The following is a 15,039-nucleotide window of genomic DNA, read 5'->3' on the forward strand; positions in this document are numbered from 1 at the left end:
CAAGTGTAAAAACCTATACCTGTAAGATGGGGGGATGAGGACATATTTTGTTCTCCTGAACTCCTTCTTTCTAACTAATCAAAAATTCTTGCTACGTGCATATCCGTTACCAGGCTAATTTGTTAAATTGTTGTTCGTGGGCGAAAAACAGAGGTCAGTAAGAAATGGGTGTCGAGTCAAGTGCTGATGAGATTGTCAAAGTGCCTCCTAATGGGCATAAATCCGAATTGAAAAGCCAAAAACACAAGAAACTGCTGCCACCTACTACGACAGGAGATTTGCCTCGTGCTTGGAAAATTGAGGACAGCGAAGACCTTTACCGAATTGAAGGTTGGGGAAAGCCTTATTTTTCCATTAATGCGGCTGGGAACGTAACAGTTTCTCCCAAGGGTGATCGCGGTGGTTCCTTAGATTTGTTTGAATTAGTCAATGCTTTAAAGCAACGTAATTTGGGTCTTCCTCTGTTGATTCGCTTTTCTGATATTTTAGAAGACCGAATTGAACGGTTGAATGCTTGTTTTGCTAAAGCTATAGCACGTTATAACTATCCTGGCGTTTATCGTGGTGTTTTTCCAGTTAAATGCAACCAGGAAAGACACTTGATAGAAGATTTGGTGCGTTTTGGCAAACCTCATCAATTTGGACTAGAAGCGGGATCTAAGCCAGAATTAATGATTGCGCTCGCTTTACTGAATACACCAGGTGCATTGTTAGTTTGCAATGGTTACAAAGACCGAGAATACATTGAAACAGCAATGTTATCTCAAAGGTTAGGACAAACAGCAATCATTGTTATAGAACAGATTGAAGAAGTAGATTTGGTGATTGCAGCTAACCTTCAATTAGGAATTAAACCCATTTTGGGGGTAAGAGCGAAATTAAGTACCCAAGGAATGGGACGTTGGGGAACTTCCACAGGTGATCGCGCTAAATTTGGGTTGACAATTCCCGAAATTATGGAAGCGGTTGATAAGTTAAGAGAAGCTAATTTGCTCGGTTGCTTGCAATTGTTACACTTCCATATTGGCTCACAAATCTCCGCCATCAATGTGATTAAAGATGCCATCCAAGAAGCCAGTCGTATTTATGTAGAATTGGCGATGTTAGGCGCAGATATGAAATATCTGGATGTTGGTGGTGGCTTGGGTGTAGATTACGACGGTTCTCAAACTAATTTTTACGCCTCTAAAAACTACAATATGCAAAACTATGCCAATGATATTGTGGCAGAGTTAAAAGATACCTGTGCAGAACGTCAAATTACCGTACCTATACTCATTAGTGAAAGTGGTAGAGCGATCGCATCCCATCAATCAGTCCTCATTTTTGACGTTCTCAGCACCAGTGATGTCCCCCTCGAACTCCCAGATCAACCACAAGAGGGAGAATCACCAATCATTAATTACCTGTGGGAAACCTACCAATCTATTAACAAAGAGAACTATCAGGAGTTCTACCACGACGCGGCTCAATTTAAAGAAGAAGCCATAAGCCGCTTTAACTTAGGAATTTTACGACTTAGAGAACGAGCCAAAGCCGAGCGACTGTACTGGGCTTGTTGCGGTAAGATTCTAGATATTACACGACAACAAGACTACGTACCTGATGAACTGGAAGACCTAGAAAAAATCATGGCTTCCATCTATTACATTAATCTTTCCGTGTTTCAATCAGCACCAGATTGTTGGGCAATTGATCAACTATTTCCCATTATGCCCATACATAAGCTAGATCAAGAACCCACACAACGAGGAATTTTGGCAGACCTCACCTGTGATAGCGATGGTAAAATCGACCGATTTATCGATCTGCGGGATGTCAAATCAGTGTTAGAACTGCATAAATTCAAACCAGATCAACCCTATTATCTAGGAATGTTCCTTAATGGAGCTTACCAGGAAATCATGGGTAATTTACACAACCTATTTGGTGACACCAATGCTGTTCACATCCAATTAACACCTAAAGGCTACCAAATTGAACACGTTGTTAAGGGTGATACCATGAGTGAAGTAGTTAGCTACATGCAGTATGACTCCGAGGATATGGTAGAAAATATCCGCCAGCGTTGTGAAAAAGCCTTAGAAGAAAATCGCATTACCCTAGCTGAATCTCAACGACTATTACAAACCTACGAGCAAAGTCTCAGGAGATATACGTATTTGAATAGTTAGAACTGGGGATTGGGGGCTAGAGACCGGGGACTGGGAACTGGGGAATATGAGGATAAATGAATTAATAAATTTCTGCCTCCTGTCTCCTAAATGCCTGAAGGGTGTAAGGGTTTAAGGGAAAGTTCAATCACCAATCACCAATCACCAATTACCAATCACCAATTACCAATTACCAAGCACTAAATTGAATTTGTACCTAACAATTCTGCGATCGCTTGGCGTTCAATAGGAGTATCAGCTGGTGGAGCTTGACGAGCATCAGTAATTAGCCAGTCTAAAGCCGCAGCTTGGACATCAATCGCCGCCCCAGTCTTGTCCACACAGTAACGTCCGAATACCAGCTTATCCACCAGTCGCACACCTGGTCCCAAACGCGACCATTCGAAAATCACGCTGTTATCCACAGTTACACCACTACAAATCCAGCAATTAGGTCCAATCATTGCAGGCCCAACAATTTTTGCCCCATCTTCGATGCTGGTCATACCACCAATGTACACTGGTCCAGTAATATCCACCTTATCCCAATTCACTGCTACATTTAAGCCAGTGTAAATACCAGGAGCAACTTCATGGCCAGGAATCTGCACATTTTTAATTTCACCTAGCAACACACCGCGAATTGCCCGCCAATAATCTGGTACTTTACCAATATCTACCCATTCAAAATCCATCGAGATTGCATAAAAAGGTGCATTAATTTCCACAAGTTTAGGGAATAAATCACCTCCAATATCATACTCTATTCCAGAGGGAATATAGTTAAATACCTCTGGCTCAAAAATATAAATACCCGTATTGATATTAGTGCTGAGTGCTTCCTCAGTTGAGGGTTTTTCTTGGAAAGCTTTTACCCGATTATCATCATCTGTCACCACTACACCATAACTAGAAACTTCTTCCTGGGGGACAGATTTCGTAATGATAGTAGCAATTGAACCCTTAGTTTTATGCCACTTCACCCCAGCAGTTAAATCTAAGTCAATCAAAGCATCACCGCATAACACCACAAAAGTGTCATCAAAAAAAGGAGAAAAGTCTTGGATACGCCGCATTCCTCCAGCGGAACCAATTGCTTCTCCTACAAGTTTACCGTCGTCGTCAATTTTTCCTTCAAAAGAATAGCCAATCTGTACACCAAACCTTTGACCATCACGGAAATAATTTTCTATTTCCTCAGCCAAATGGCTAACATTGACCATAATTTCGTCAAATCCATGTTGGCGCAGCAGTTCCAGTAAAAATTCCATCACCGGCTTTTGCAGGATAGGAATCATCGGTTTGGGAATTGTATAAGTAATAGGACGTACACGAGTACCTTTACCAGCTGCGAGAATCATTGCTTTCATTAGATTTTATTCCTCAGCCACAAGCCAGTTTACTTTCATTGAGAGATTGTTAAGGAGGTAGGCACAAAATCAACCAAACTATGTAACGAAATTTAAAAGAATTGAAACCCTTGTAATTGTTTCACTTTGATTCACTCCGTCTGCAATGACATAGTTATAAATTTTTCCACCTACGTACTACTTAATCATCAGTTTTTATTTCTCTTCTAACTTAAAGGTATAGCTAGATAATCATCAGTCAGTTATCTTTTCAATAGGATTCTGGGTTTTGCTGACACAAAAGTTCAGTTGATTGGTTTGTAGCTGCTGGCTGAAGTTGGTAAGAAGTTGGTAAGCGGATTTTTATCTCCTGGTAAAATTCTTCTTGAAATAGCTCTACCTTAGATTGGGCAGACAGCAGTAGTAATGCCCAAAAAACGCTCACTAAGTTACCATGTTCTGATTCATAGCACTCACCTTTTTTTTGTGGCTGCTTTGTTTTTGTCCACAACTGTACCAGTTCTTCTAGATTCAAACATTCTTCCTCTAAATTTAGATCCCTTGCTGAAAGATGCAATACCTGTTCTAGTTCTAAACCTACTTCTGTCAGATTTTCTTGGTGAGCTAATTCTAGTGCTTCCCTCATGGTTTGCATACTAGGCTGACGCTTAGGACGGTGAGGTTTGCTAGATTTCTCTACCCGTTTTAGCTGGTTAGCCATAATCTGCAATTGTGTGATTAACTCTTGTAGAGTCACACGACGTTTTGGTGGTGGCATTGCGGCTGGACGGCGGCGCAACTGTCGCTCTAATTGCAGACGCTGGATGGGATATAATCCCCCATCTTGATCTTCTAACATTGAATTATCAGACACATTATCTATAATATTATCTACTGTTGACAAATGCATTAAGGTATTTGCTTTGAATAATATGAGCATGGATGCTGATAAAAATGCCTGTCCAGATTGGGACAAGTCAGCCTCGTAACCTCTTGCTGTTGCCTCTGGTACCATTAGTTCTAAGTAGCAGTCAATCACCTCAATCACCTGTACATCCCAAGGGTCTATTTCCCCTCGTTCGGCTTGTTCAATGAGATGTGTAATTGTTTCTAATAGCTGGTTAGCATCCATCAGTTATCATTTATCAGTGGAAGAATGTAAGAGGCAAGAGAGGCAATAGTTGATTAATTTTCCCATGTCCAATGGCCAATACCCTATTTATCATTTTCACCAGATTTTGATTCATAAGTGACGGTAAAGTTTGATACATATTCATTATGTTTACTACTTTTAATAGCGTCAAATGTACCTTTGATAGTGCCAGCAATTGGTACAGCAACTAGTGTTCCCAATAAACCCGCAATTTCAAATCCCATCAAAATAGAGACAAAAATCCATATTGGGTTGAGTCCAATAAAGTTACCTAGTAACTTAGGTGCTAAGAGATTATCCTTGATTTGTTGTAGGACAATTGCCACCGTTGCTACTGGAAATGCTAACCACCAATTTTGTAGTAATACCAAAATTGTGACTAAACTAATGCCTAAAGTTGCTCCGACAAAGGGAATCAGTTCCGAAAGACCAATAACAATGGCAAATAACAGGGCAAATGGTACTCTCAAAAATAGGAAAATGGGAGTAAGGACTAGTTCCATGAAAAGTCCCAGCAATAGTTGACTGAGGAAAAAGTTCTGGAAATTTAACTGTAATGACTTGTTGAAGGGGATGCCAATATTAGACGGGAGGAGATTGATTAGACCATACCATACGTGATCGCCATATAACAGCATATAAAAGGCTAATACGACTACTAACACTAAGTTCAGTAATCCTGATAACAGGGTTCCGGCAAATCCCACCGCACTGGAAGCTATCTGTTGGACCAAATTTTGAATATTGGCATTGATTTGATTAGTTACTAGACTAAAGTCAATATTTATTCTTCTTTGACGCGCTACTACCTGCAATTTACCCAGATTGTCTTGACTGGAAGCTAACCAATCAGGAATCTTATTTAAAAGTTGGATTGTTTGCTCAATTACCATTGGTACAAGGGTAACACATAGAATTCCTAACAAAGCCAAAGTGATGATTAAAACTATTATCACTGCCTGAGTACGAGTAATCCTAGCTTTTTCTAAAAATTTAACTGGGTAGTTGAGTAAAAATGCCAAAATAGCCGCAATACTTAGGATAGTGATGGGGTGCTGGAAATAACGAAACAGTACCGATAGTAGCCAGACATTGAGAGCGATAATCGGGACACTCAGACCATAAATTAGCAAACTTTGAGGAGAGGCTGAACGGCGCATCTGATTTAATGTATAGGCAGGAGGAATAATTAACAATTACCAAAGATAATTTTTTTAACCAGGATTGGTGCTATTAATAATCATAATTATTTTCTCCTAATACTTGTATAAGCTAATCTAGTGATAAGTGATAAGGAAATAAAAACGATGGATAAAAACATGGCTGATCTTCGCAAAGACTACTCTTTGCAAGAGTTAAGCGAAAAGGAAATTAACCCTAATCCTTTTATACAATTTAAATTCTGGTTTGATCAGGCTCTAGAAGCACAATTAACAGAACCTAACGCCATGACTCTGGCTACATCTACCCCAGATGGCAAACCTTCAGGCAGAATGGTACTGTTAAAGAATTTTGATGACCGGGGCTTTGTTTTATTTACTAACTACAACAGTCACAAAGGACAAGAACTAGCTGAGAACCCCCATGCTGCTTTGGTGTTTTGGTGGGCTGAACTAGAACGTCAAGTGAGAATTGTGGGGACTGTAGAAAAGATTTCAACAGAGGAGTCTGATGGGTATTTTGAGATGCGCCCGCCTCATAGTCGCTTGGGTGCATGGGCTTCTAATCAAAGTGAGGTAATTGCTGGCAGGGAAGTTTTGGAGCGACAATGGCAGGAGTTTCAGCGAAAATATCAAAATCAGGAAGTACCTAGACCACCTTATTGGGGAGGGTTTCGGGTCATTCCCCAGGAAATCGAGTTTTGGCAAGGACGCTCTAGCCGTTTACATGACAGATTGCTTTATATCCGTTTGGATTATGGGGGTTGGCAGATAGAACGGTTGTCTCCTTAATATTTTATAGCTGGCAAAGATGCCTGCACCATGAATTTCATAAAGTACTATTGGGATCAATGCCTAGTTCCTGTAACTTAGCTGCTAATAAATCTGCCCGTTGGCATTCCTGTTCTGCTTGTTCATTACTTCAAGTAAATTTCCTTCCCTATCCTACCACCGCAGCCAGTTCATGGTTTGACACAATCTTTCACCTGGCCAAATTCCCAAAAATAATGAGAACTCAGGAATCCAAAGACGCCCATTAGTATCGGCCTGTTGTTTAGTGTATTCTCCATTTTGCAAACAGCGTACTTCTAAACTTGGTTCGTAGGGGTCATAGGTGACGTAGGTTGGAACTTTGAGTATGTGTTGGTAAAAATACAACTTTCCATAAGGTGGCATGGAACGCACTGATAACTCTCCAGCTTCTGTATCAGAGAGAAATTCCATCACCACTGCTACTGGTTCACCTTCTAGGTTGCGTGTATCACTGCGACCCACCACGTTAGTGGCTAGAGGATGCACCTGTGGCACATAAAACCAGTCGGGTGCTTTGACAATGATTTTTCTGTTGATAGTGGCTACTAGCCTGAAATCGGAGCCAATCAGCATTTATGGGAGAATGGATCCTGCTGCGCCTAAAGCGTCACTGAGTGAGTGCAGCTGCAAGACGGGGCTCTTGAATATTTTCCACTGGGTCTTTAGGTAGAATACAATCGGCTGGGAGTGCTTCCCAGGCGACAGTTGGTGTTTTTTGGATTGGGTGAGTTTGTAGAATCATATGTTGTCTGAATAGAGATTTACACGATTTAATAGTTGTCACGAAATATTATTTAATGCGCTATATCTTTATAATTTTTTAAGTCCTGATTCTAATAATGTATATCTCAGATAAAAGCCACCCCAAACAAATATGATAATTATCAAACTAACAATACCCAATAAATTAGGCAACCAAAAAATTACTTCTATGTGATTTAATTTACCTGGTTTGAGTTTCCATATAAGTTGGTTACCACTTTTTTCTGGTTGAATAGCATCTTCGGTTTGTTGAATATTCTTAACTCCCCAAGGTGTCTGTAATTTAAATTCTAAATTAAGAATTGAACCTGTACCTGATACAACGTTCCCTTTACTAGTAAGTACAGAAAGGGAACGCAAATCTAAATCATAGATTAAGCGATTTCTTGATAACAGCAAAAAATTATTATCTTGTACGATTAGGCTGGAAGCAGTATTCGGTAAATCTGCATTATTAGTAACTACATTAGGTTTTTGAGAAGTGCGGTAGTTGAAAAAATCGCTAAATTTTTCTTGTAATTCTCGACCATTCGTGAAGGGAATTTTGACAATCACTTCTTCTGGAAAAATACGCTTTGCTGAACCGTCTAATTTTCGGGCGCGATGTTCTAGACTATTTAACCAATCGTAAATATAATCACCACTAAAACTGGTTAAGTTTTCAGATAATTTAATATGTTGTACTAGTTCACCGTTGTTGGTGTTGTTAAAATTAATTCCTAAATCATATTGAACACAACCCGTTAGCATTAAAGATGCACAGATTAACAATAGGAAAAAAGGTTTTGGATGATGTGATTTATTATTTTTTGAAAATATAAAATCCCATGTTTTAATCTGTGAAAATAAAAATTTCAGGAAATTAGATTTTTTCATATCAATTCTTCTCCATTTATCTATTCACTTTCACCTGTTACCTATTCACACACATAACCAAACTAGATAGGAAATTATTAAACCCACAAAAATCAAGGCTACCCAGATAAAACGATTATCTTTTGTGTTGACTTGACTAAGATCAACATATTCTGGTTCTACAGGGTTCTGTTTTAGGTTAGATATCTGGAGTTTAGTGGTAAGAAGGAGTTTTGATTTGTTGTCAGAAATACCACTGAAATCGGGAATTTCCGTCATCCACTCTTTTGGTCTTTTCAGTTTGGGTGCTTTTAAAATATAAACTAAGTGCTTTGCTTGTGACTTAGTTTCGTAGTGAGGATGACGGCAGAGTTTTTGACAAAGTGCGATGGCATATTCAGAACGCCCAGCCGCTTCATAAGCATTTACTAGCCAAATATTGACTTCACCAGCAAGGCGTGTATTATTTGCTAATAAGGTGCTGGCTTTTTCTAAATTTTCCACTGCTTCACGATATTGACCATTTTCAAAAGCTGCTTTTCCAACTTGGTAGCGAGATTTAGCAATTTCTAAACTTTCTGTAGTCATTAGTCATTGGTTATTAATTATCAGTCATTTAGTCCATGGGAAAAGGCAAAAGGCAAAAGGTTAATTTCTCCAATCACCAATCACCAATCACCAATCACCAATCACCAATCCCCAAATCATTTAAATTGAGAACCGAGAATCATTGTTCCAATCCCTACGTCTGTAAATATTTCTAACAGCAGGGCGTGGGGAATGCGACCATCAATGATATGTGCGGCTTTGACTCCTTGGGCAAGCGATCGCACACAACAAGTTACTTTAGGAATCATACCTCCACTAACTACACCATCGTTAATCAACTGACGAGCTTCAGGAATATCTACTTTGGGAATTAAGGTAGATGGATCTTTGTAATCTGTTAAGATACCGCGTGTATCAGTAAGCAAAATTAACTTTTCCGCCCCCAAGGCTGCTGCTATTTCCCCAGCTACAGTATCAGCATTAATATTGTAAGCTTGTCCGGTATCGTCAGCAGCAACGCTAGAAACTACAGGAATATAGCCCTTACTAGAGAGAGTTTCTAAAATCTTGATATTGATATTACTAACTTCCCCAACATAGCCGATACCTTCATCACCTTGAGGACGGGCGGTAATTAAGTGTCCATCTTTACCACAAAGTCCTACACCCATACCACCAGCTTGGTTAATTAGGGAGACAATTTCTTTATTGACTCTACCGACTAATACCATTTCTACCACATCCATTGTTGCTGCATCAGTGACGCGCAAACCATTTTTAAACTGGGCTTCAATTCCTAGTTTACCTAACCAACTATTAATTTCTGGACCACCACCATGTACTAAAATTGGTCGCAAGCCAACGCAGGATAAAAATACGATATCGCGGATAACTTTATCTTTGAGGGTGCTATCTTTCATGGCTGCACCTCCGTATTTAACCACAACGGTACGACCTGCGAATTGTTGAATGTAAGGTAGTGCTTCGCTGAGTATTTCTACGCGATTAGCTTCAGCTTGCCTGATATACTCGGTATCGTTGATCATTTTGAGAATATGTCAATTTTGAAGACAAGGTTTTTACATGATCAAAACATGAAAGCAACTTCCTATTACAAAATTTCCTCAGATCAATTTTGGTGTTGAGTTTTAAGAACCCTAGGAATTGCTTCTATGATACGTGTGGCAATTTCTTCTGGTGTTTGGTTATCAGTGATGGTAATGTGTAAGTCTGCTTGGGAGTACAGCGGTTGACGTTGTTGGAGGAGTGAGTACAATTTGCCTTCAGGGTCAGAATCTTGTAAAAGTGGTCTTGTATCATCCTCTCCTAACCGATTTAACAAGATTTGCACTGGTGCATCAAGCCACACTATTAACCCGTGACGCATATAGCCCCAATTTTCTCGTCGCAGGACAATACCCCCACCAGTAGCTATAGTCAATTTAGTATAAGCACAAACTTGGCCTAAAACATCACTTTCTAACTGTCGAAATGCTGCTTCACCCTCTTCGGTAAATATCTCATTGATAGATTTCCCCGCAGCTTTAACTATCACATCATCAGTATCTATAAAACCATAACCAAGTTGATGTGCTAATAAGTGTCCCACTGTTGTTTTACCAACACCCATCATCCCAGTTAAATAAAGGTTGACTCCTTTTAATAAGTAATTCACTAGTCTCTTGACTCCCGTTAAAAATCCTTATTTTATAAAAAAGTAGGCTGAAAACCCCGAAATAGAACCCTAAAAACCCAAAAAGTTTTTAGAGTTACCCCTACACCATGTTTTTAGTCACCAGCTATAGTTTTTCAATTCCACCACTAAAGTGGGATCACTCATTAATAAACTAGACCTATCCATAAAAGCTAATGAGCTTACGGTAAAGGGATTACAGGAGATATAATTGAGATAAAACAGCTATCATTACTGAAAGTAAAAATGAGAGTTTAGGGATGAAAATCTCAAGATTTTTGATAATTTTGAGAAAAAAAGCTTTTTAAAAAGCTAAATGTCAAATCTGACACTAGCGGGTCCAGTAGTAGATTGAAAATCTTTTTCTTTGAAGCGTTCAATTATATAACCTCTCCACACTTTACTAGGAGATACACTATCTGTTTGTATATCAATAAATAAATAATCGTCGCTGCAGTAATTCTAGAGCTTCTAAAATTAGTCTTCTTCCTAACCGTGGTGATCGTCCGGGTATGATGTGACTTGTTAAAGTTACGACAGAATTACACTCTCGATTAAGTACTAACCAATACATAATATATTTTCCTAACTCAGACAAGCGATTAAACTGCTGGTCTAGAATTCTGCGGATATCACTAAAAACCAAAGTACCCTGTTCTAGAAACTGATAAACACTATCAGCAAATAAATCTTGAATGGTGGTAGCAACTAATTTCAAAAATTACGGATTACCAGCATAGGAGTCAATCAATATATGAGATTCTATATGGTCTAATTGGGCTATTCCCTTAACCTGAAGGATACCCAAGCTTTGTGTTTTGCTTAAACCAGTCAATCTTAAAGACTGAACAGGTAGTTTTTCTCCTTCTATCTCTGTAATTTCTGGCGGTTTTTCCCGACCAGTTATTAACAAGCCGCTTTGATGTTGAGATTCTCCTATGCTTTTAATTAACTCACCGGAACCTTCATAACCAGGAAGATATTGAATTTGTAAAAGTGGATCAGCCTTACTAGTAGCTACAGAACTGTCACCATTGCTAGATGAAATCGAGTCTACGTTATCTAACACGAACATACAACTAACTTTGCGTAAAGCATGAATCAGTTGGGCAATTTTGGTATTTAGAGATGTGGTTTCGTCTATCTTTAAGTTTGGCTTTAATATCTACATTATTTCTAGCAACAAAAGACCTGTCAGGAAAATTAACTTGGTGTCAAAAAAATGGTAGAAGGCAATTTTGAGGGTGTACCAAAAGGGAAAATCCACTAAATTAACTATATTCAAGAATATCCACATCGTAGAAAACAAATACTGGGAATAACTAACCATCAGTTTCAAGACTTGTTAGCCCAAGGTGAAATGTAGCATAAAAAACTTCAAGGTGAGATAGAAAGTAAAAAGATAGGTATAAATCAGAAAGGAGGAGGGGGGAAAGGGAAACTAGAGATAAAACAACAGGTATGTCTATGCTTGTGCTATTGGAGGGAAATGCCAATATTTGAGGTTTTAGATTTCCATTTCGGTATATGGAAAACGGAAGCAAAGGACACATTTCATTACTGGCTAGAGATATTACGAAATGTTTTGCCTGCTAGTCTGCTTGAATAGGTAGAAAAACATGATAGCGATTATGCCATCGCGATAGAACTATTAACGGAGTTTCACTTAATAGTCGACAGCATGGAACAGCCACGAGAAAGGCCTTCAGATAATCAGGAGCAGAAAAAGTATTTTTCAGGTAAGAAGAATCAGCACACATTTTGTCAGCTTACCAGAAGGAAAAGATATTGTAGGAGAAAAGGCCCAACCAGTGAGTGATATTAGCTTATTTCGAGAGAAACAAGAAAAGTCCCATAACAACCAAATGTTTGAAGGAGATAAAGTATATCAAGGAGGAAAGAATATTAGCACACCTTATAAGAAACCACGTAAAGGAGAATTAACCTCAAATTCTTCCGCGACAGACTCTGAGCAAAGGGTTCTTCAGTCTTTTCCCCTAAACCAGCAATAAAACTAGATTGTAATGCCAAAGCATCTATTTGGGCTTACAATCTAGTTTTATTGCTTCTAGCTGCTGAATTTATCTTGTCAACTGTGCTACTCGTTCTGCCACTGCTTCAGTAGTATAAATGCTATCAATGCTTACTCCCAGCAACCGCACTCCTACCTTACCAGTACCGCTTACCCTTACAGACTCCATTTCCAGAGTTATAGGTAATGGTGTAATTAATAACTCCTGTTCTTCTCCCGTTCAAGAGATTACACCTCGTCTTGTCACTAAAGCTTTGTCACCATACACTGTGACAGCAAAAATCTTGCTTTGTACTGTTTTGTGCCAAGATGATAATTACGGGTTAGTCATTACCAAATTTATCCCCCCATTTTTATCAGTTATCAGTTACCATTCATCAGATACCAGTTATTACTGACGCCTGTTACCTAATTACCTGATCTAATGGTGATGCTGGTGAATTGTCAATGATTTCCGATTTTATCGTCAAGCTTTGTAAAATTCCAGTATAGAATTCATTCTGGAAGTTTAGGAACCGGAGTAGTTGGAAGAGCAATATCTTCTAGGTCCACAATCTTCTTTGCCGCCTCTAGCAGATACTGATAATAAGTGCGAGCGACAATAGATAACTGCTTGCCTGCTGGGTGAGCTATGTACCAAGTCCGCTTAATGGGAAAATGCTGCATATCCAAAATACTGAACTCGTGAGCATCTGTCAATAAAGTGTGACGAGATAAAACCGAAACTCCCAGCCCTCCAGCTATTGCTTGTTTAATCGCTTCATTACTCCCTAATTCCAACTTCACCTTCACCTTGATGCCATGTTCATCTAAAAGGGACTGCACAGCACGGCGTGTACCTGAACCTGGTTCGCGCATAATAAACGGTTCATTTGCCAGTCGTTCAATGGGAATATTTTTTTCCTGTGCCAAAGGATGATTCACAGGTGCAAAAACCACCAAAGGATTTTCTAAAAATGCTTCAAAACTGACATCTACATGATCTGGAACCTGACTCAGAATATACAAGTCATCCATATTACCAATCATTCGTTCCAAAATTCGTTCATGATTCGTAACTTGCAGCGAGATATCAATTCCCGGATAAAGTTGGCAAAACTGACCCAACAAACGCGGAATAATATATTTTGCTGTGGTAATTACTGCCAATCGTAATTGACCTTGTTTCAGCCCTTTTAAATCTGCCACCTTCATTTCAAACTGGGATATAGTCTCAAAAATCTGGCGACAAGTAGCAAATAACTCCCGTCCCGCTTCCGTCAAAAATAACCGCTTCCCCACCTGCTCAAATAATGGCAACCCTACCGATTTTGTTAGCTGCTTGATTTGCATAGAAACGGTAGGTTGGGTGAGAAATAATTCTTCAGCAGCACGAGTAAAGCTACCGTGCCGTGCAGCGGCCTCGAACACCTTCAACTGGTGCAGCGTCGCTTGGTTCAAGGTGATTCTCCTCTAATAGCAATTCGTAAACATATATTTAGTATCACTGCACACTAGCCTATTATGTAGTATCACACATACCAAGTTATAAGTCTAAGCATAGATAAATATCTATTTTCGCTATCAGAAGTGCGGTATTGGACTTATGGAATTGAGAGGTTATCATCAAAACAACACAAAACGTAAGATGCCTTCCAACCTAAGATGAATGTTGAATATCCAAATTATTGATTATTCACCATTCATCATTCATCCATCCAAAGTTCTTCTTTAACTTTTACAGGTAATTTAGCTAAATCTGGTAACTCCACTGCCACTGCATCCACAATCTTATCCTTGATATTCAAGGGAATATTTAAGGGTTGACGTTCTTCCACCCAACAATTAGCTACTGGTAAGGTTTGTTCCAACTCATCCAAAGGTCGAGGAATCACCATGACTGCGTTCAACTCCCCAATCCTTTCTGCTTCAAACATTCCGGCCTCTACTGCTACAGCGACGTTAGCAACAGAACCACGAATAATGGCCGTACATAAACCAGCCCCTATTTTTTCATAGGAAGCTAAATGTACATCTGCTGCTTTGAGCATGGCATCACAAGCACCAACCATAGCTGGAAAACCACGAGTTTCCACCAAACCAATAGCTTGATTACTCAGACGGCTGTAACTGGCATCCTCTATCATTTGACTCAAGCGATTGATAGGCAGAACTATATCTAAATTGGGATAAGGTCGGGGAATGACTAAGCTAGAAACCAACTGTCCAAACTGTTCCGCTGTTTGTACGCCAGCTTCTACAGCTAGACGCACATCAGCAATTCCACCCCGGACAATAGCTGTACAGTGACCACTACCAATCTTTTCATAGCCTACTAAGTGGACTCCAGCCGACTTTAACATCATGTCAGCCGTTCCAACTATAGCTGGAAAGCTGAGGGCCGATACTAAACCCAAGGCAGTATCCTTGAGATTGTCGCGGCGAAGTGATGCCTGGATGGTGCTAAGAGAGCGTTGATTGTATGTTTCCATCATGAATTCACCAGGATACTTCCAAAGAAAGACAACTAACAATTAACAC

Annotated in this window: 15 protein-coding genes and 2 pseudogenes; 4 read left to right on the top strand and 13 right to left on the bottom strand. The window is 39.4% G+C overall.

What is annotated here, in order from left to right; translation table 11 throughout:
* The first annotated feature begins 164 nt into the window (after positions 1 to 164).
* Positions 165 to 2,174: a biosynthetic arginine decarboxylase gene (gene speA / locus AAZO_RS08775; protein ID WP_013190966.1), complete on the top strand. Its 2,010-nt coding sequence runs from the start codon at positions 165 to 167 to the stop codon at positions 2,172 to 2,174.
* A 179-nt stretch (positions 2,175 to 2,353) separates the two neighbouring features.
* Here speA and AAZO_RS08780 read toward each other — a convergent pair whose 3' ends face one another.
* The 3 genes from AAZO_RS08780 to AAZO_RS08790 form a co-directional block, all read right to left on the bottom strand.
* Complete coding sequence (locus AAZO_RS08780; RefSeq protein ID WP_013190967.1) at positions 2,354 to 3,523, bottom strand: nucleotidyltransferase family protein; 1,170 nt, start codon at positions 3,521 to 3,523, stop codon at positions 2,354 to 2,356.
* Between the two features lie 250 nt (positions 3,524 to 3,773).
* On the bottom strand, positions 3,774 to 4,634 hold the full coding sequence (locus tag AAZO_RS08785) for a segregation/condensation protein A (RefSeq protein WP_013190968.1): 861 nt from the start codon (positions 4,632 to 4,634) through the stop codon (positions 3,774 to 3,776).
* Between the two features lie 83 nt (positions 4,635 to 4,717).
* The gene (locus tag AAZO_RS08790) at positions 4,718 to 5,815 is read right to left on the bottom strand and encodes an AI-2E family transporter (protein WP_013190969.1); all 1,098 of its coding nucleotides are present in this window, start codon (positions 5,813 to 5,815) and stop codon (positions 4,718 to 4,720) included.
* Positions 5,816 to 5,962: 147 nt separating this feature from the next.
* Here AAZO_RS08790 and pdxH point away from each other — a divergent pair, with 147 nt between their 5' ends.
* Positions 5,963 to 6,607, top strand: a complete 645-nt coding sequence (pdxH, locus tag AAZO_RS08795) for a pyridoxamine 5'-phosphate oxidase (RefSeq protein ID WP_013190970.1) — start codon at positions 5,963 to 5,965, stop codon at positions 6,605 to 6,607.
* A 37-nt stretch (positions 6,608 to 6,644) separates the two neighbouring features.
* On the opposite strand, the pseudogene AAZO_RS08800 reads toward pdxH, so the two are convergent.
* From AAZO_RS08800 to AAZO_RS26280, 7 genes and pseudogenes are all read right to left on the bottom strand, one after another.
* Positions 6,645 to 7,370, bottom strand: a pseudogene (locus tag AAZO_RS08800) (Uma2 family endonuclease).
* Positions 7,371 to 7,438: 68 nt separating this feature from the next.
* The gene (locus AAZO_RS08805) at positions 7,439 to 8,266 is read right to left on the bottom strand and encodes a DUF3153 domain-containing protein (RefSeq protein ID WP_013190971.1); all 828 of its coding nucleotides are present in this window, start codon (positions 8,264 to 8,266) and stop codon (positions 7,439 to 7,441) included.
* Positions 8,267 to 8,311: 45 nt separating this feature from the next.
* Complete coding sequence (locus tag AAZO_RS08810) at positions 8,312 to 8,833, bottom strand: tetratricopeptide repeat protein (protein WP_013190972.1); 522 nt, start codon at positions 8,831 to 8,833, stop codon at positions 8,312 to 8,314.
* A 116-nt stretch (positions 8,834 to 8,949) separates the two neighbouring features.
* Complete coding sequence (argB, locus tag AAZO_RS08815) at positions 8,950 to 9,840, bottom strand: acetylglutamate kinase (protein ID WP_013190973.1); 891 nt, start codon at positions 9,838 to 9,840, stop codon at positions 8,950 to 8,952.
* 83 nt (positions 9,841 to 9,923) lie between these two features.
* On the bottom strand, positions 9,924 to 10,469 hold the full coding sequence (locus tag AAZO_RS08820) for a shikimate kinase (protein ID WP_013190974.1): 546 nt from the start codon (positions 10,467 to 10,469) through the stop codon (positions 9,924 to 9,926).
* A gap of 448 nt (positions 10,470 to 10,917) precedes the next feature.
* Positions 10,918 to 11,205, bottom strand: coding sequence for a hypothetical protein (locus tag AAZO_RS26275; RefSeq protein ID WP_049790631.1), 288 nt, complete (start codon positions 11,203 to 11,205; stop codon positions 10,918 to 10,920).
* Positions 11,206 to 11,208: 3 nt separating this feature from the next.
* A complete protein-coding gene (locus AAZO_RS26280; protein WP_049790632.1) occupies positions 11,209 to 11,556 on the bottom strand; it encodes a hypothetical protein in 348 nt (115 codons plus the stop codon).
* Positions 11,557 to 11,934: 378 nt separating this feature from the next.
* On the opposite strand from AAZO_RS26280, the gene AAZO_RS37590 reads away from it, so the two are divergent.
* Entirely contained in the window at positions 11,935 to 12,096 is a 162-nt protein-coding gene (locus tag AAZO_RS37590; protein ID WP_228371683.1) for a helix-turn-helix domain-containing protein, read from the top strand.
* Positions 12,097 to 12,298: 202 nt separating this feature from the next.
* Positions 12,299 to 12,499: a hypothetical protein gene (locus AAZO_RS35130; protein WP_049790633.1), complete on the top strand. Its 201-nt coding sequence runs from the start codon at positions 12,299 to 12,301 to the stop codon at positions 12,497 to 12,499.
* On the opposite strand, the pseudogene AAZO_RS29520 reads toward AAZO_RS35130, so the two are convergent.
* The 3 genes and pseudogenes from AAZO_RS29520 to AAZO_RS08840 all read right to left on the bottom strand — a co-directional run.
* A pseudogene (locus tag AAZO_RS29520) lies at positions 12,429 to 12,802 on the bottom strand (DUF4140 domain-containing protein); the annotation flags it as partial. The gene AAZO_RS35130 and the pseudogene AAZO_RS29520 overlap by 71 nt on opposite strands.
* Before the next feature lie 212 nt (positions 12,803 to 13,014).
* Positions 13,015 to 13,959, bottom strand: coding sequence for a LysR family transcriptional regulator (locus AAZO_RS08835; RefSeq protein ID WP_013190975.1), 945 nt, complete (start codon positions 13,957 to 13,959; stop codon positions 13,015 to 13,017).
* A 245-nt stretch (positions 13,960 to 14,204) separates the two neighbouring features.
* Positions 14,205 to 14,990 carry a beta-carboxysome assembly protein CcmO gene (locus AAZO_RS08840; protein ID WP_041639747.1) on the bottom strand — a complete coding sequence of 262 codons (786 nt, stop codon included), beginning with the start codon at positions 14,988 to 14,990 and terminating at the stop codon, positions 14,205 to 14,207.
* Positions 14,991 to 15,039 lie beyond the last annotated feature (49 nt).

The organism is 'Nostoc azollae' 0708 (assembly GCF_000196515.1).
Classification (GTDB): Bacteria; Cyanobacteriota; Cyanobacteriia; order Cyanobacteriales; family Nostocaceae; genus Trichormus_B; species Trichormus_B azollae.

Bases quoted from the DNA above. Each gene is read 5' to 3' on its own strand.
- speA (WP_013190966.1), top strand. From the start codon at position 165: ATGGGTGTCGAGTCAAGTGCTGATGAGATTGTCAAAGTGCCTCCTAAT.
- AAZO_RS08780 (WP_013190967.1), bottom strand. From the start codon at position 3,523: ATGAAAGCAATGATTCTCGCAGCTGGTAAAGGTACTCGTGTACGTCCT.
- AAZO_RS08785 (WP_013190968.1), bottom strand. From the start codon at position 4,634: ATGGATGCTAACCAGCTATTAGAAACAATTACACATCTCATTGAACAA.
- AAZO_RS08790 (WP_013190969.1), bottom strand. From the start codon at position 5,815: ATGCGCCGTTCAGCCTCTCCTCAAAGTTTGCTAATTTATGGTCTGAGT.
- pdxH (WP_013190970.1), top strand. From the start codon at position 5,963: ATGGATAAAAACATGGCTGATCTTCGCAAAGACTACTCTTTGCAAGAG.
- AAZO_RS08805 (WP_013190971.1), bottom strand. From the start codon at position 8,266: ATGAAAAAATCTAATTTCCTGAAATTTTTATTTTCACAGATTAAAACA.
- AAZO_RS08810 (WP_013190972.1), bottom strand. From the start codon at position 8,833: ATGACTACAGAAAGTTTAGAAATTGCTAAATCTCGCTACCAAGTTGGA.
- argB (WP_013190973.1), bottom strand. From the start codon at position 9,840: ATGATCAACGATACCGAGTATATCAGGCAAGCTGAAGCTAATCGCGTA.
- AAZO_RS08840 (WP_041639747.1), bottom strand. From the start codon at position 14,990: ATGGAAACATACAATCAACGCTCTCTTAGCACCATCCAGGCATCACTT.